Raw genomic sequence first — 17,030 nt, 5'->3', positions numbered from 1 at the left:
TACCCAAGTGGTCGGCGATTAACCGTCCTTCTCGATTTCACAGAGTAGCGGATGCTGGCTTTCCCTGGCGTACTGGTTGACCTGCATGGCCTTGGTCTCGGCGATGTCGCGGGTAAACACTCCACATACTGCCCGCCCTTCTGTGTGGACGGCCAGCATGACCTTGGTCGCCAGCTCGCGATTCAGGTTAAAAAACACCTCGAGCACTTCGACGACGAAATCCATCGGTGTGTAGTCATCGTTGAACAAAACCACCTTGTACATCGGCGGCGCCTGTAGTGCAGGCTTTGCCTCCTGAACAGCAATGCCCGTGGAATCGTCGTCGTGTAAATCAGGGCGATCCTGATTGAATGTTAGTCGAATCTGGCTGATTGCATGCATGGAAAGAAAGGTTCGTCAGTTGTTCAAATACAGTGGTGGGGGCGGCTATCAGCGTTTTCAACTCCGACTGCCCGGTCAGCTTGACTATCGGCAAAACGGTGTTACAAACAATAGAGCCCACAGTGGGTAAAAAAGGTCCGCGGAGTCAATCTTATTTACAGATTCGACTGCGGATGTACTGGATGATACTCCAGTGATGGAGTCTGTTGCAGAGGGAGTTGGGTATGGCTGTCGGCAAGGTGAAGTGGTTCAACAACGCCAAGGGTTACGGATTCATCAACGAGGAAGGCAAGACAGAAGATCTGTTTGCCCACTACTCAGCCATTAAAATGGATGGTTATAAAACCCTGAAAGCCGGGCAAGCTGTCGTATTCGACATCATCCAGGGCCCCAAAGGCCTGCACGCGGTCAACATCGGCAACCCTGTGGATGCTTCGAAGGCCACCACACCCATCATTGAACAGACCGTTACGGTTTAACGCCGCACCGTCAACCCGCCATAAAAAAACCGCCTGACTCAAATACTTGAATCAGGCGGTTTTTGTGTGCCTGCGTTTTCTTACATGTGCGAGATCAGCGCATCACCAAAACCGGAAGACGACACCAGCTTCGCACCTTCCATCAGACGTTCGAAGTCATAGGTCACGGTCTTGGCGGAAATCGCGCCGTTGGTGCCCTTGATGATCAGGTCGGCGGCTTCGGTCCAGCCCATGTGGCGCAGCATCATCTCAGCGGAGAGGATCAGCGAGCCCGGGTTGACCTGGTCCTTGCCGGCGTACTTCGGTGCCGTACCGTGGGTGGCCTCGAACATGGCCACGGTGTCGGACAGGTTGGCACCCGGCGCGATACCGATACCGCCCACTTCCGCCGCCAGGGCGTCGGAGAGGTAGTCGCCGTTCAGGTTCAGGGTCGCGATCACATCGTACTCGGCCGGGCGCAGCAGGATCTGCTGGAGCATGGCGTCGGCAATGGCATCCTTGACGACAACGTTCTTGCCGGTTTTCGGGTTCTTGAACTGCATCCACGGACCGCCGTCGAGCAGGGTCGCGCCGAACTCTTCAGCCGCCACTTCGTAGGCCCATTCCTTGAAGGCACCTTCGGTGAACTTCATGATGTTGCCCTTGTGCACGATGGTCAGCGAATCGCGGTCGTTGTCGACCACATATTGCAGGGCCTTGCGCGCCAGACGCTTGGTGCCTTGCAGGGATACCGGCTTGACGCCGATGCCGCAGTTCTCGTCGAAACGGATCTTGGTCACGCCCATTTCTTCTTTGAGGAACTTGATGACCTTGGTGGCTTCCGGCGTACCGGCCTTCCACTCGATGCCGGCGTAGATGTCTTCGGAGTTCTCGCGGAAGATGGTCATGTCGACATCGCCTGGCTTCTTGACCGGGCTAGGCACGCCTTCGAACCAGCGCACCGGGCGCAGGCAGACGTACAGGTCGAGTTGCTGACGCAGGGCCACGTTCAGGGAACGGATGCCGCCACCGACCGGCGTGGTCAGCGGGCCCTTGATGGAAACCACGTAGTCCTTGACCGCGTCCAGGGTTTCCTGAGGCAGCCAGGTGTCCTGATCGTAAACCTGAGTCGCTTTCTCCCCGGCGTACACTTCCATCCAGGAAATCTTGCGCTCGCCACCGTAAGCCTTCTTAACAGCAGCATCGACAACCTTGATCATGACCGGGCTGATGTCGACCCCAATGCCGTCGCCTTCGATGAAGGGGATGATCGGGTTATTAGGAACATTGAGAGAATGGTCTGCATTGACGGTGATTTTGTCGCCGACGGCTGGAACCTGAATCTTCTTGTAACCCATGCTGAACTCCATTGATTGGATTGAACATCTGGCTTGGTTCGAGCGTAACCCAGTTGAATCGGCGCGCAAACCCTATGTTCCGCCCATCTGTGGCAAAGCCTTGCATCTGGCGAGCTACAAGCCTGAAAGCAAAGGGAAAAGCGCCAAACTCAAGCACGACGAGTGACCTTACGCCCTGTTCGCCCCTGCGACCTTTAGACCAATGGACGACATTCGTTGCGTATGAACCATCAGCAGATTGCCAGCTACCTATGTATAATGCCGCCGCTGACCAAAGGGTCACGACGGGTAAAACAGCCTGCCGCTTGATGAAAAGCGACGGGCGTTTGCGCCCAAAGCCGGCCTGTTATCGCAGTCCGGCCACTTGACGCCCTACTGATGCACCCAACATCACAGCAACGAAACCTCGATATTCGGCTCATGGATGACTTTGAACGAACGCGCTTACCCGGCGCCCTCGAGTTTCTGCGCACGCTTTAGCAAAGAAGAGAGAGTTAATCCGAATATGCCCACCCGCTCGAAGATCATCTATACCTTCACCGACGAAGCTCCTGCCCTCGCCACCTATTCACTGTTGCCTATCGTAGAGGCGTTCACCGCCTCGGCTGATATCGCCGTTGAAACCCGCGATATCTCTCTTGCAGGGCGCATCCTGGCCAGCTTCCCCGAGCAACTGGGCGACAAAGCCGTAGCCGACCACCTCGCCGAACTGGGCGCCCTGGCCGTTACGCCTGAAGCCAACATCATCAAATTGCCGAACATCAGCGCCTCGGTTCCACAACTGCAAGCCGCGATCAAAGAGCTGCAAGCCCAGGGCTTTGCACTGCCGGACTACCCTGAGACCGTCACCAGCGACGCCGACAAAGAAGCCAAGGCGCGTTACGACAAGATCAAGGGCAGCGCCGTGAACCCGGTTCTGCGTGAAGGCAACTCCGACCGTCGCGCGCCGCTGTCGGTCAAGAACTACGCACGCAAGCACCCGCACAAAATGGGCGCGTGGGCCAAGGACTCCAAGTCCCACATCGCGCACATGAACACCGGCGATTTCTACGGCAGCGAAAAAGCCGCCCTGATCGACGCCGCTGACGCCGTGAAAATCGAACTGATCGCTCAAGACGGCACCGCCACCGTCCTGAAAGAAAAGACCAGCGTACAAGCCGGTGAGATCCTCGATTGCGCGGTATTGAGCAAAAACGCCCTGCGCAGCTTCATCGCGGCCGAAATCGAAGACGCCAAGGCACAAGGCGTGTTGCTGTCGGTTCACTTGAAAGCCACCATGATGAAGGTCTCCGACCCGATCATGTTCGGCCAGATCGTTGCCGAGTTCTATAAAGACGCACTGACCAAGCACGCTGACGTGCTGGCACAGATCGGCTTCAACCTGAACAACGGCATCGGCGACTTGTACGCTCGCATCAAGGCCCTGCCTGCTGAACAGCAAGCAGCCATCGAAGCTGACATCCAGGCGGTCTACGCCGCTCGCCCTTCCCTGGCGATGGTCAACTCCGACAAAGGCATCACCAACCTGCACGTACCGAGCGACGTGATCGTCGACGCCTCGATGCCGGCAATGATCCGTGACTCCGGTAAAATGTGGGGCACCGACGGCCAGCTGCACGACACCAAGGCCGTGATCCCGGATCGCTGCTACGCCACCATCTACCAGGCTGTGATCGAAGATTGCAAAGCCAACGGTGCGTTCGATCCGACCACCATGGGCAGCGTGCCGAACGTTGGCCTGATGGCGAAGAAAGCCGAAGAGTACGGCTCCCACGACAAGACTTTCCAGATCAAGGCTGACGGCGTGGTTCGCGTCACCGACAGCAAGGGCACCCTGCTGATGGAACAGGCTGTTGAAGCCGGCGACATCTTCCGCATGTGCCAGACCAAAGACGCACCGGTCCAGGACTGGGTCAAACTGGCCGTCAACCGTGCTCGCGCAAGCGCGACCCCGGCGATCTTCTGGCTGGACCCGATGCGCGCCCACGACGGCGTGGTGATCGAGAAAGTTCAGGCTTACCTGAAGGATCACGACACTGCCGGTCTGGACATCCAGATCATGGCCCCGGTCGACGCGATGAAGTACACCCTGCAGCGCACCCGCGAAGGCAAAGACACCATTTCGGTGACCGGCAACGTACTGCGTGACTACCTGACCGACCTGTTCCCGATCATGGAACTGGGCACCAGCGCCAAGATGCTGTCGATCGTGCCGCTGATGAACGGCGGTGGCCTGTTCGAAACCGGCGCTGGCGGTTCGGCTCCGAAGCACGTTCAGCAACTGCTGGAAGAAAACTTCCTGCGCTGGGATTCGCTGGGTGAATTCCTGGCCCTGGCCGCGTCCCTGGAACACCTGGGCGTGACCTACAACAATCCCAAGGCGCTGGTGCTGGCCAAGACCCTGGACCAGGCCACCGGCCAGTTCCTGGACAACAACAAGTCGCCATCGCGCAAAGTCGGCAACATCGACAACCGTGGCAGCCACTTCTACCTGGCACTGTACTGGGCTCAAGCCCTGGCTGCCCAGACCGAAGACGCTGCACTGCAAGCGCAGTTCGCGACCCTGGCCAAGACCCTGACCGAGAACGAGGCGACCATCGTTGCCGAACTCAACGCCGTTCAGGGCAAGCCAGTAGACATCGGCGGTTACTACCACGCCGACGCCGAGCTGATCAGCAAGGCCATGCGCCCAAGCGCAACCTTCAACGCGGCGGTAGCTGCGCTGGTGTAAGGTTGTAAGGGAACATCACAAACCCCGGCCTTGTGCCGGGGTTTGTGTTTTCCGGGCCTCACACAATACCGAATAAACACACAGACCCTGTGGGAGCGAGCTTGCTCGCGATAGCGGTATATCATCCAACACCCATGGTGACTGACTCGCCGCCATCGCGAGCAAGCTCGCTCCCACAGGGGTAGTGTTTCAACATTCAAATTCGAGGGAAAACTGATGGACTGGAAACCCCACATCACCGTCGCCACCATTGTCGAAGACAACGGCCGTTTCCTGATGGTCGAGGAACTCAAGCACGGACGGGTGGTGCTCAACCAACCCGCCGGTCATCTGGACCCGAACGAAACCCTGACCGAAGCCGCCGTACGCGAAACCCTCGAGGAAACCGGCTGGGACGTCGAAGCAACCGGCGTACTGGGCATCTACCTTTACACCGCCCCGAGCAACGGCGTGACGTACCAGCGGGTCTGCTTCATCGCCAAACCACTGAAACACCACGCGGATTATCAACTGGACGACGGCATCGTCGGCGCCAAGTGGTTGACCCGCGAGGAGTTAATCGAGCAGCGCGACAACTGGCGCAGCGAGCTGATCATCCGCTGCATCGACGACTATCTGGCAGGCATTCGCTTCAGCCTTGAACTGATCCGTCCTTCTCTTTAGCCATGCGGCCCCGAGCCTGATAGAATCGCGTCCTTTTTCAAGACACCCATTGAATCCCTATGCGTGATCCAGCCCCTTCTGACACACAAAAGAAGCGCGTCATTGTCGGCATGTCCGGCGGCGTGGACTCCTCCGTTTCCGCCCTCCTGCTGATCGAGCAGGGCTATGAGGTGGAAGGCCTGTTCATGAAGAACTGGGAAGAGGACGATGGAACCGAATACTGCACCGCCATGGATGACCTGGCGGACGCCCAGGCTGTGTGCGACAAGATTGGCATCAAGCTGCACACCGCCAACTTCGCCGCCGAGTACTGGGACAACGTGTTCGAGCATTTCCTGGCCGAATACAAGGCCGGACGCACGCCGAACCCGGACATCCTGTGCAACCGTGAAATCAAGTTCAAGGCGTTCCTCGACTACGCCATGATGCTCGGCGCCGACCTGATCGCCACCGGTCACTACGTGCGTCGCCGCGACATCGACGGCCGCACCGAACTGCTCAAGGGCCTGGACCCGAACAAGGACCAGAGCTACTTCCTGCACGCCGTCGGCGGCGAACAGATCGCCAAGACCCTGTTCCCGGTCGGCGAGCTGGAAAAACCGCAAGTGCGCGCCATTGCCGAGAAATACGAGCTGGCGACCGCGAAGAAAAAGGATTCCACCGGGATCTGCTTTATCGGCGAGCGCCGCTTCAGCGACTTCCTCAAGCAGTACCTGCCAGCGCAACCGGGCGAGATCAAGACCACCGAAGGTGAAGTCATCGGCCATCACCACGGCCTGATGTACCACACCATCGGCCAGCGCCAGGGCCTGGGCATTGGCGGACTGAAAGATGCCAGCGATGAGCCGTGGTACGTGCTGATCAAGGACCTGGAACACAACGAGCTTATCGTTGGCCAGGGCAACGATCATCCGTGGTTGTTCTCCCGCGCCCTGCTCGCTTCCGATATCTACTGGGTCAACCCGATCGATCTGAGCCAGCCACGCAAGCTGACCGCCAAGGTTCGTTATCGCCAGAGCGACCAGCCGTGCATCCTGGAAAAAACCGCCACGGGTTATCGCGCAACCTTCGATGATCCGCAACGCGCGGTCACTCCGGGCCAGTCCGTGGTGTTCTACGACGGTGAAATCTGCCTCGGCGGCGGCGTGATTGAAGTAGCGCAGCCGTGGACGAGCAAGGGCCAGGCCCTATGAACCCGATTCAGGAGCAACTGACAGCACTGGGCGGTGTGTTTCTCGCCGCCGTGCTGGTGGACAGGATTGCCAAGTCTGGCCAGACCAACGAAGCCGGACTGACCTGCATGCTCGGTAGCCTGCTGATCCGCGACCCCAAGGACACCCTGGAAGTCTACGGCGGCGACGACATCAACCTGCGTGAAGGCTACCGCGCGCTGATCGGTGCCCTCGAACGCGACCCGAGCGCCCTGCAGCGCGAACCGCTGCGTTACGCCCTGGCCATGCTCGGCCTTGAGCGTCAGCTGGCCAAGCGCAACGACATGCTCGACGTGATCGGCAAGCGTCTGCCGCAGATCCAGTCCCAGGTCGAACACTTCGGCCCGGCCCACGAAAACGTGATCGCCGCCTGCGGGGCGCTGTATCAGGACACCCTGAGCACCCTGCGCCAACGCATCCAGGTGCACGGCGACATGCGCAACCTGCAACAACCGAGCAATGCCTCGAAAATTCGTGCCCTGCTACTGGCCGGCATCCGTTCGGCCCGCCTGTGGCGGCAATTGGGCGGTCATCGCTGGCAGCTGGTGATCAGCCGCCGCAAATTGCTCAAAGAGCTTTACCCGTTGATGCGTAACGAATAACCCGCATCGACAGCACCGAACTCAGCAATACGCGTAATACGCCGGTCAGTTGGCGACGGACCGGCGGATTTTTTCATGTATGATACGCGCCCCATTTCGTTGCCCGACTGTCCGAGAACACCCCATGCAGCTCTCTTCGCTCACTGCGGTTTCCCCTGTTGACGGCCGCTACGCCGGCAAAACCCAGGCCCTGCGCCCGATTTTCAGCGAGTACGGCCTGATCCGTGCCCGCGTTCTGGTTGAAGTGCGCTGGCTCCAGCGCCTGGCCGCTCACCCTGCCATCAGCGAAGTGCCGGCGTTCTCCGCCGAAGCCAACGCAGTGCTCAACACCCTGGCGGAAAATTTCTCTCTGGAGCACGCCGAGCGCGTCAAAGAGATCGAGCGCACCACCAACCACGACGTCAAGGCCATCGAATACCTGCTCAAAGAGCAAGCGGCCAAGCTGCCGGAACTGGCCAAGGTCAGCGAGTTCATCCACTTTGCCTGCACCAGCGAGGACATCAACAACCTGTCCCACGCCCTGATGCTGCGCGAAGGCCGTGATGACGTGATGCTGCCGTTGATGCGCCAGACCGCCAACGCCATCCGCGAACTGGCGATCCGCTTCGCCGACGTACCGATGCTGTCGCGCACCCACGGTCAACCGGCCTCGCCGACCACCCTGGGCAAAGAACTGGCGAACGTGGTTTACCGCCTGGAGCGCCAGATCGCTCAAGTCGCTGCCGTTCCGCTGCTGGGCAAGATCAACGGCGCTGTCGGCAACTACAACGCCCACTTGTCGGCCTACCCCGAGATCGACTGGGAAGCCAACGCCCGCGCCTTCATCGAAGACGAGCTGGGCCTGGGCTTCAACCCCTACACCACGCAGATCGAACCGCACGACTACATTGCCGAGCTGTTCGACGCGATCGCGCGCTTCAACACCATCCTGATCGACTTCGACCGCGACATCTGGGGCTATATCTCCCTGGGTTATTTCAAGCAGCGCACCATCGCTGGCGAAATCGGCTCGTCGACCATGCCGCACAAAGTCAACCCGATCGACTTCGAGAACTCCGAAGGCAACCTGGGCATCGCCAACGCACTGTTCCAACACCTGGCGAGCAAGCTGCCAATCTCCCGCTGGCAGCGCGACCTGACCGACTCCACCGTACTGCGCAACCTCGGTGTCGGCTTCGCCCACAGCGTGATCGCGTACGAAGCCAGCCTGAAAGGCATCAGCAAACTGGAGCTCAACGAGCAGAAGATTGCCGCTGACCTGAACGCTTGCTGGGAAGTGTTGGCCGAGCCGATCCAGACCGTGATGCGTCGCTACAACATCGAAAACCCGTACGAAAAACTGAAAGAACTGACCCGCGGCAAGGGCATCAGCCCTGAAGCGCTGCAGACTTTCATCGACGGCCTGGACATGCCAGCCGCCGCCAAGGCTGAGCTGAAACTGCTCACCCCGGCCAACTACATCGGCAACGCTGTAGAGCAAGCCAAGCGTATCTGATCGACCGCTCGACCCCTTTAAGACGCCCGGCCGCGCCGGGCGTTTTTATTCCCGTCTGAAAAGTGCATTTTTTCAATAGGTTACACATGAATCCTGATATTCCTCTTCAACTTCTGGGTGGCATCACGGCACGGGAATTCCTGCGCGACTACTGGCAGAAAAAGCCGCTGTTGATCCGTCAGGCCATTCCTGATTTCGAAAGCCCGATCGACGCCGACGAACTGGCCGGCCTGGCGCTGGAAGAAGAAGTCGAATCGCGACTGATCATCGAGAATGGCGAGCGCCCATGGGAACTGCGTCGCGGCCCGTTCGCCGAAGATGAATTCAGCAAGCTGCCTGAAACCGACTGGACCCTGCTGGTGCAAGCCGTGGATCAGTTCGTCCCGGAAGTCAGCGAACTGCTGGAAAACTTCCGCTTTCTGCCGAGCTGGCGCATCGACGACGTGATGATCAGCTACGCCGCGCCGGGTGGCAGCGTTGGTCCGCACTTCGACAACTACGACGTGTTCCTGCTGCAAGGCCACGGCAAGCGCAACTGGAAGATCGGCCAGATGTGCAACACCGAGAGCCCGATGCTGACCCACGCCGACCTGCGGATCCTCTCCGAATTCGAAGCCACCGACGAATGGGTGCTGGAACCGGGCGACATGCTCTACCTGCCGCCACGCCTGGCCCATTGCGGCGTCGCCGTTGATGAGTGCATGACCTACTCCGTCGGTTTCCGCGCACCAAGCGCCGCTGAAGTGCTGACCCACTTCACTGACTTCCTCAGCCAGTTCCTGTCGGACGAAGAACGCTACACCGACGCCGACGCCGTGCCGACTGCCGACCCTCACCAGATCCAGCGCGACGCACTCGACCGCTTGAAAGGCCTGCTGGCCGAGCACATGAGCGACGAGCGCCTGCTGCTGACCTGGTTCGGCCAGTTCATGACCGAGCCACGCTACCCGGAACTGGTGGTGGGCCCAGAAGACGTCGAAGAAGAGGACTTCATGTCCGCCCTGGAGCAAGGCGCGATCCTGATTCGCAACCCGAGCGCACGCCTGGCGTGGTCCGAAGTCGATGACGACCTGCTGCTGTTCGCCAGCGGCCAGAGCCGTTATCTGCCGGGCAAACTGCGCGAACTGCTGAAGATGATCTGCGCCGCCGACTCGCTGCACGCCGATAACCTTGGCGAATGGCTGAGCGACGAAGACGGCCGCGGCCTGCTGTGCGAACTGGTCAAGCAAGGAAGCCTGGGGTTTGCCGATGAATAAGATTCACGTACGTGTCGCAGACTGGCAAAAGGATAACGCCGAGATCCGGCGCATTCGTGAAGCGGTGTTCGTCGCCGAGCAATCCGTTCCGCCAGAACTGGAATGGGATGCCGATGACATCGATGCAGTGCATTTCCTCGCTTACGAAGGCGACTTTCCGATTGGCACCGCCCGCTTGCTGCCCGATGGGCACGTCGGCCGGGTGTCGGTACTCAAGGACTGGCGCGGCCTGAAAGTCGGCGATGCGCTGATGCAAGCGGTCATCGGTGAAGCCGAAGAGCGCGGCTTGAAGCAGCAGATGCTCAGCGCCCAGGTACAAGCCACGGCATTCTATGAGCGCCTGGGCTTTCACATGGTCAGTGAGGAGTTCCTGGAAGCCGGAATTCCGCATGTGGACATGGTTCGGCACTCAGCCTGATACCTTGTGGCGAGGGGGCTTGCCCCCTCGCCACAAAAGCTGCATGTAAACACCACAGAACGCCCCGATATCACACGATGCCGGGGCGTTTTGCTGTCTACCATTCAACTTGCCCCATCCCGGGCCGACAAACTGACAATATCAACACTTGTAGGAGCAGCCGGTCGACGCTCGATTGCTCGCGATGGTCGTCAACGATAATGCGTGAAGTCTGACACCCCGCGGCGCTCTCAAGTCCATCGCGAGCAATCGAGCGTCGACCGGCTGCTCCTACACAAATCACAATGGCGGAGATAACGGATATGTCCCTACGCACCCTGCTCACCACGCTGCTGGTGACCTGCAGTTTTTCGGTCTTGGCAGCCACCGAAATCGTGCCACTGAACTACCGCACCAGCGCAGATATGCTGCCCGTTGCGCAGGACTTCGTCGGCAAGGACGGCCAGGTCAGCGCCTACGGCAATCAGCTGATCGTCAACGCCGATCAGCGCAAGATCGACGAACTTAAAGCCCTTCTTTCGCAACTCGATACAGCACCCAAGCGCCTGCTGATCACTGTCGACACCAGCGACAACAACTTCCAGGGCGACCAGAGTTACTCGGTGAACGGTGCCAAGCCCAGCCAGACCCGCATCATCAACTACAGCACCGACAGTCGCGACGGCGGCATTCAGCAAGTGCAGGCCAGCGAAGGCGCACCAGCACTGATCCAGGTCGGCCAGAGCGTACCGATCACCAGCAGCCAGAGCGACTCCTATGGCGGCTACCGCAACCAGACTGAATACCGCAACGTCACCCAGGGCTTCTACGTCACCGCAAACGTCACCGGTGACATCGTTCACTTGTCGATCAGTACCAACCGTGACCGCATGAGCCAGGAACGTCCCGATGTAGTGAATGTACAAAGCACCGACACAACCGTCACCGGCCACCTCGGTGAGTGGATCCTGCTGGCCGGGGTCAATGGCCAGACCCAGGCCGACAAACAGGGCCTGACCCGCAGCTACTCGACCCAGAGCCGCAACGACATGACTTTGCGGGTGAAAGTCGACACCCTGGACTAAAGCACCAAAAACTGACTGACGAGTCGTATTAGACCAAAGATGTAGTGCCACAAAAAAAGCACTACAAAACGTTTGACGAGCCAAAAAAGCGAAGGCATGATGGCCTCGCTCCCGCTAATCAGAGGCCCTGGCAAGGGCCTTCGAGGCGATGTTCGCACCTACCCCCGCGAACCGCTTCGTGTCTGTACCGCCCACAAGGTGTGTTTGACGAGGTTGTCGACTGGAACGAAGTTGTCCCGAGGGACGGAAGCGTAATAGGTAACCCGGCACCACACTGATGTTCGCACCAAGGCCCACGACGCCCGAATGCGCCCGCAGTTCGCCTTTACCTGCTCACTTCCCCTCGAGCCGATCGTTCATCCCGTCGCCCTCCCCGCCGAATCCGACTTGACCGCTTAAGCTTCTGGTCAGCGAGCGCAGGAATTTTCCACCGCAGAACAACTTTTCATAAAGACGCGACGAGGTTTATCTCCCATGGCACTGACACGCGAACAGCAAATTGCAGCCCTCGAAAAAGACTGGGCTGAAAACCCGCGCTGGAAAGGCGTGACACGCACTTACTCCGCTGCTGACGTCGTCCGCCTGCGTGGCTCGGTTCAACCTGAGCACACCTTTGCAAAAATGGGCGCCGAGAAGCTGTGGAACCTGGTCACCCAGGGTGCCAAGCCGGCCTTCCGTCCTGAGAAAGATTTCGTCAACTGCATGGGCGCCCTGACCGGCGGCCAGGCTGTACAACAAGTCAAAGCCGGTATCCAGGCGATCTACCTGTCGGGCTGGCAAGTGGCTGCGGACAACAACTCCGCCGAATCGATGTACCCGGACCAGTCGCTGTACCCGGTGGACTCGGTTCCTACCGTGGTCAAGCGCATCAACAACTCGTTCCGTCGTGCCGACCAGATCCAGTGGAAAGCCGGCAAGAACCCGGGCGATGACGGCTACATCGACTACTTCGCACCGATCGTGGCTGACGCCGAAGCCGGTTTCGGCGGCGTTCTGAACGCTTACGAACTGATGAAGAGCATGATCGAAGCAGGCGCCGCCGGCGTTCACTTCGAAGACCAACTGGCTTCCGTGAAAAAATGCGGCCACATGGGCGGCAAGGTACTGGTTCCTACCCAGGAAGCCGTACAGAAGCTGACCGCTGCCCGTCTGGCAGCTGACGTTGCCGGTACTCCGACCATCATCCTGGCCCGTACCGACGCCAACGCCGCCGACCTGCTGACGTCCGACTGCGACCCGTACGACCAGCCGTTCGTGACTGGCGAACGTACCCAGGAAGGTTTCTACAAGGTGCGCGCCGGTCTCGACCAGGCCATCGCTCGCGGCCTGGCCTACGCTCCGTACGCCGACCTGATCTGGTGCGAAACCGCCAAGCCAGACCTGGACGAGGCGCGTCGCTTCGCTGAAGCGATCAAGAAGGAATACCCGGACCAACTGCTGTCGTACAACTGCTCGCCTTCCTTCAACTGGAAGAAAAACCTGGACGACGCGACCATCGCCAAGTTCCAGCGCGAACTGTCCGCCATGGGCTACAAGCACCAGTTCATCACCCTGGCCGGCATTCACAACATGTGGCACAGCATGTTCAACCTGGCGCACGACTACGCCCGCAACGACATGACTGCCTACGTGAAGCTGCAAGAGCAGGAATTCGCTGACGCCGCCAAGGGGTACACCTTCGTGGCGCACCAGCAGGAAGTGGGCACCGGCTACTTCGACGACATGACCACCGTGATCCAGGGTGGCTCGTCTTCGGTAACCGCACTGACCGGTTCGACTGAAGAAGAACAGTTCCACTGATCTGACTGACCTGAGTCAACAGCCGTTGCGGGCCTGATAGAAAGCTAACCGCAGCGCTGCACATCTGACGCCCCGACTGGTTCGGGGCGTTTTTTTGCCTGCGATTTCACAAACACTGCAAAACCCTGTGGGAGCGAGCTTGCTCGCGATAGCGACCCTTCAGACAAAGATGATGTGCCTGACACGCCGCCATCGCGAGCAAGCTCGCTCCCACAGGGGAAAGCGGCGACTTGAAAATCATTGATCAAGAGCGCCACCAGCGTCAGAAAAATCCGCTAAAACGCACTCCGCCGCTACTTGCAGTAACGCTCATATAAGACAACTTCCCGAGTATCCGAAGGACAAGCAGTTTAAAAACCACCACAAACAATATTGATTATCATTTAGCCTCAACTATGTTCGTTACATTCCCTACAAAACATAATTGACGAAATGCCGGCTAATGCCCGAGCCGCAAGGCCTGTGGGAGTTTTGAGGCTCGCTATGTCCTTATTCCTATAATAAATTTCGCTACAGGAATTTTACTTGCCGGGTGTTTAGCCATAAAATCAGCGGGATTGATTGCTGCGACATATCGTCACTGCTTTTGTTTCTTTTCAAGCTCAGAGACCTTTGCTCTCTGTTAAGGATTACCAGCATGCCCGAAGCGACAGGACTCATGGCCCATAACTGGGGCTTTGCCATTTTCCTTCTAGGCGTCGTCGGCCTCTGTGCCTTCATGCTGGGCGTCTCCAGCCTCCTTGGGTCAAAAGCCTGGGGCCGCAGCAAAAACGAACCGTTCGAGTCCGGCATGCTACCTACAGGTGGCGCCCGCTTGCGGCTCTCAGCCAAATTCTATCTGGTCGCGATGCTCTTCGTGATCTTCGATATCGAAGCCCTCTTTCTCTTTGCCTGGTCTGTGTCCGTCCGCGAAAGCGGCTGGACCGGATTCGTCGAAGCTCTCGTTTTCATAGCAATTCTGTTGGCAGGCCTTGTCTACCTATTCCGAGTGGGCGCCCTTGACTGGGCTCCGGAAGCTCGGCGCAAGCGGCAAGCGAAGCTGAAACAATGAGGCTTTGGCAATGCAATACAATCTCACCAGGATCGACCCCGATGCTCCTAACGAGCAGTATCCGATTGGCCAGCGGGAAACCGTTTCCGATCCGTTAGAAGATCAAGTCCACAAAAACATTTTCATGGGCAAGCTCGAAGACGTGCTTAACGGCACGATCAACTGGGGGCGCAAGAACTCCCTGTGGCCGTATAACTTCGGTCTTTCGTGCTGCTACGTGGAAATGACCACCGCCTTCACGGCGCCCCACGACATCGCGCGCTTTGGCGCCGAGGTTATCCGGGCATCGCCGCGTCAGGCGGATTTCATGGTTATCGCCGGTACCTGCTTCATCAAGATGGCGCCGATCATTCAGCGTCTCTACGAGCAAATGCTCGAGCCTAAATGGGTCATCTCCATGGGTTCGTGCGCCAACTCCGGTGGCATGTACGACATCTACTCCGTCGTTCAAGGGGTGGACAAGTTCCTGCCCGTGGACGTCTACGTGCCTGGCTGCCCGCCCCGCCCTGAAGCTTTCCTGCAAGGCCTGATGCTGTTGCAGGAGTCGATTGGCCAGGAGCGTCGCCCACTTTCCTGGGTCGTTGGCGATCAAGGCGTGTACCGCGCCGAGATGCCTTCCGAAAAGGAAAAGCGCCGCGAACAGCGTATTCAGGTAACCAACCTGCGCAGCCCCGACGAAGTCTGATCCAGATCTGCTTCTTAAAAAGAACGAGAACCTGGCTTCATTCTTTACGTTGACCGAAAGCGATAAATAACCATGACTACAGGCAGTGCTCTGTACATCCCGCCTTACAAGGCAGACGACCAGGATGTGGTCGTCGAACTGAACAACCGTTTTGGCCCGGAGGCGTTCACCGCCCAGCCGACCCGCACCGGCATGCCGGTGCTTTGGGTTGCCCGCGCCAGACTCGTCGAAGTGCTGACGTTCCTGCGTAACCTGCCCAAGCCGTACGTCATGCTCTATGACCTGCACGGCGTGGATGAGCGTCTGCGCACCAAGCGTCAAGGGCTGCCGAACGGCGTCGAGTTCTCCGTGTTCTATCACTTGATGTCGATCGAACGTAATAGTGACGTAATGATCAAGGTCGCCTTGTCCGAGAGCGACCTCAGCTTGCCGACCGTCACCAGCATCTGGCCGAACGCCAACTGGTACGAGCGTGAAGTCTGGGACATGTTCGGCATCGACTTCAAAGGCCACCCCCACCTGTCGCGCATCATGATGCCGCCGACCTGGGAAGGTCACCCGCTGCGCAAGGACTTCCCGGCCCGCGCCACCGAGTTCGACCCGTTCACCCTGAACCTGGCCAAGCAGCAGCTCGAGGAAGAGTCCGCGCGCTTCAAGCCGGAAGACTGGGGCATGAAGCGTTCCGGCCCGAACGAGGACTACATGTTCCTCAACCTCGGCCCGAACCACCCTTCCGCGCACGGTGCGTTCCGCATCATCCTGCAGCTGGACGGCGAAGAGATCGTCGACTGCGTACCGGACGTCGGCTACCACCACCGTGGTGCCGAGAAAATGGCCGAGCGTCAGTCCTGGCACAGCTTCATCCCGTACACCGACCGTATCGACTACCTCGGCGGCGTGATGAACAACCTGCCGTACGTGCTCTCGGTCGAGAAGCTGGCCGGCATCAAAGTGCCGGAGAAGGTCGACGTCATCCGCATCATGATGGCCGAGTTCTTCCGGATCACCAGCCACCTGCTGTTCCTGGGTACCTACATCCAGGACGTCGGTGCCATGACCCCGGTGTTCTTCACTTTCACCGACCGCCAGCGCGCGTACACGGTGATCGAAGCCATTACCGGTTTCCGCCTGCACCCGGCCTGGTACCGCATCGGTGGCGTTGCCCACGACCTGCCGCGCGGCTGGGAAAAACTGGTCAAGGATTTCGTCGAGTGGATGCCCAAGCGTCTGGACGAATACCAGAAAGCCGCACTGGACAACAGCATCCTGCGTGGCCGGACCATCGGCGTCGCCGACTACAACACCAAAGAGGCCCTGGAATGGGGGGTCACCGGTGCAGGCCTGCGTTCGACCGGTTGCGATTTCGACCTGCGTAAAGCGCGCCCGTACTCGGGCTACGAGAACTTCGAGTTCGAAGTGCCGCTGGCCGCCAATGGCGATGCCTACGACCGCTGCATCGTGCGTGTCGAGGAGATGCGCCAGAGCATCAGGATCATCGACCAGTGCCTGCGCAACATGCCGGAAGGCCCGTACAAGGCGGATCACCCGCTGACCACGCCGCCGCCGAAAGAGCGCACGCTGCAGCACATCGAAACCTTGATCACGCACTTCCTGCAAGTTTCGTGGGGCCCGGTCATGCCGGCCAACGAATCCTTCCAGATGATCGAAGCGACCAAGGGCATCAACAGTTATTACCTGACGAGCGATGGCGGCACCATGAGCTACCGCACCCGGATTCGTACCCCAAGCTTCCCGCACCTGCAGCAGATCCCTTCGGTGATCAAAGGCAGCATGGTCGCGGACTTGATTGCGTACCTGGGTAGTATCGATTTCGTTATGGCCGACGTGGACCGCTAA

16 protein-coding genes are annotated in these 17,030 nt (G+C 59.0%); 14 read left to right on the top strand and 2 right to left on the bottom strand.

Translation table 11 applies throughout. The annotated features are described in order from the left end of the window. Nucleotides 1-18: 18 nt before the first annotated feature. On the bottom strand, nucleotides 19-381 hold the full coding sequence (gene clpS, locus ACM6IK_RS23210; RefSeq protein ID WP_032829596.1) for an ATP-dependent Clp protease adapter ClpS: 363 nt from the start codon (nucleotides 379-381) through the stop codon (nucleotides 19-21). A gap of 224 nt (nucleotides 382-605) precedes the next feature. Between clpS and cspD the strand changes: the two genes are divergently transcribed. Next, a complete protein-coding gene (gene cspD, locus ACM6IK_RS23205) occupies nucleotides 606-860 on the top strand; it encodes a cold shock domain-containing protein CspD (RefSeq protein ID WP_108217859.1) in 255 nt (84 codons plus the stop codon). Nucleotides 861-940: 80 nt separating this feature from the next. On the opposite strand, the gene icd is transcribed toward cspD, so the two are convergent. Then, nucleotides 941-2,197 carry an NADP-dependent isocitrate dehydrogenase gene (icd, locus tag ACM6IK_RS23200; RefSeq protein WP_057399856.1) on the bottom strand — a complete coding sequence of 419 codons (1,257 nt, stop codon included), beginning with the start codon at nucleotides 2,195-2,197 and terminating at the stop codon, nucleotides 941-943. Between icd and ACM6IK_RS23195 the strand changes: the two genes are divergently transcribed. The 13 genes from ACM6IK_RS23195 to nuoC all read left to right on the top strand — a co-directional run bounded on the left by ACM6IK_RS23195 (nucleotide 2,196) and on the right by nuoC (nucleotide 17,030). Beyond that, nucleotides 2,196-2,363, top strand: a complete 168-nt coding sequence (locus tag ACM6IK_RS23195; protein ID WP_414876164.1) for a hypothetical protein — start codon at nucleotides 2,196-2,198, stop codon at nucleotides 2,361-2,363. The two genes, icd and ACM6IK_RS23195, sit on opposite strands and share 2 nt — an antisense overlap. 339 nt (nucleotides 2,364-2,702) lie before the next feature. Then, entirely contained in the window at nucleotides 2,703-4,928 is a 2,226-nt protein-coding gene (locus tag ACM6IK_RS23190) for an NADP-dependent isocitrate dehydrogenase (protein ID WP_414876163.1), read from the top strand. 216 nt (nucleotides 4,929-5,144) lie between these two features. After that, complete coding sequence (locus ACM6IK_RS23185) at nucleotides 5,145-5,591, top strand: NUDIX hydrolase (protein WP_414876162.1); 447 nt, start codon at nucleotides 5,145-5,147, stop codon at nucleotides 5,589-5,591. A gap of 59 nt (nucleotides 5,592-5,650) precedes the next feature. Further along, nucleotides 5,651-6,784 (top strand): tRNA 2-thiouridine(34) synthase MnmA, encoded by a 1,134-nt coding sequence (mnmA, locus tag ACM6IK_RS23180; RefSeq protein ID WP_414876161.1) that lies wholly within the window; start codon nucleotides 5,651-5,653, stop codon nucleotides 6,782-6,784. Next, nucleotides 6,781-7,404, top strand: a complete 624-nt coding sequence (gene hflD / locus ACM6IK_RS23175) for a high frequency lysogenization protein HflD (RefSeq protein WP_108217855.1) — start codon at nucleotides 6,781-6,783, stop codon at nucleotides 7,402-7,404. Before mnmA ends, hflD begins: the two co-directional genes overlap by 4 nt. A 124-nt stretch (nucleotides 7,405-7,528) precedes the next feature. Next, a complete protein-coding gene (gene purB, locus ACM6IK_RS23170; RefSeq protein WP_223444758.1) occupies nucleotides 7,529-8,899 on the top strand; it encodes an adenylosuccinate lyase in 1,371 nt (456 codons plus the stop codon). Nucleotides 8,900-8,985: 86 nt separating this feature from the next. Continuing rightward, nucleotides 8,986-10,155, top strand: coding sequence for a JmjC domain-containing protein (locus ACM6IK_RS23165; RefSeq protein WP_414876160.1), 1,170 nt, complete (start codon nucleotides 8,986-8,988; stop codon nucleotides 10,153-10,155). Then, on the top strand, nucleotides 10,148-10,573 hold the full coding sequence (locus tag ACM6IK_RS23160; protein WP_095966499.1) for a GNAT family N-acetyltransferase: 426 nt from the start codon (nucleotides 10,148-10,150) through the stop codon (nucleotides 10,571-10,573). The genes ACM6IK_RS23165 and ACM6IK_RS23160 overlap by 8 nt, the downstream gene beginning before the upstream one ends. Before the next feature lie 302 nt (nucleotides 10,574-10,875). After that, nucleotides 10,876-11,637, top strand: coding sequence for a secretin N-terminal domain-containing protein (locus ACM6IK_RS23155; RefSeq protein ID WP_414876159.1), 762 nt, complete (start codon nucleotides 10,876-10,878; stop codon nucleotides 11,635-11,637). 474 nt (nucleotides 11,638-12,111) lie between these two features. Further along, the gene (gene aceA / locus ACM6IK_RS23150) at nucleotides 12,112-13,437 is read left to right on the top strand and encodes an isocitrate lyase (RefSeq protein WP_046817165.1); all 1,326 of its coding nucleotides are present in this window, start codon (nucleotides 12,112-12,114) and stop codon (nucleotides 13,435-13,437) included. A gap of 637 nt (nucleotides 13,438-14,074) precedes the next feature. Further along, nucleotides 14,075-14,488, top strand: coding sequence for an NADH-quinone oxidoreductase subunit A (locus ACM6IK_RS23145; protein ID WP_003223812.1), 414 nt, complete (start codon nucleotides 14,075-14,077; stop codon nucleotides 14,486-14,488). 10 nt (nucleotides 14,489-14,498) lie between these two features. Beyond that, nucleotides 14,499-15,173: a NuoB/complex I 20 kDa subunit family protein gene (locus ACM6IK_RS23140; RefSeq protein ID WP_007970441.1), complete on the top strand. Its 675-nt coding sequence runs from the start codon at nucleotides 14,499-14,501 to the stop codon at nucleotides 15,171-15,173. 72 nt (nucleotides 15,174-15,245) lie between these two features. Then, on the top strand, nucleotides 15,246-17,030 hold the full coding sequence (nuoC, locus tag ACM6IK_RS23135) for an NADH-quinone oxidoreductase subunit C/D (protein WP_414876158.1): 1,785 nt from the start codon (nucleotides 15,246-15,248) through the stop codon (nucleotides 17,028-17,030).

Source organism: Pseudomonas sp. IT-196MI5 (genome assembly GCF_949767415.1).
Taxonomy (GTDB): domain Bacteria; phylum Pseudomonadota; class Gammaproteobacteria; order Pseudomonadales; family Pseudomonadaceae; genus Aquipseudomonas.
Note: the sequence above shows the minus strand (reverse complement) of the source record. Positions and strands in the feature narration are given on the sequence as shown.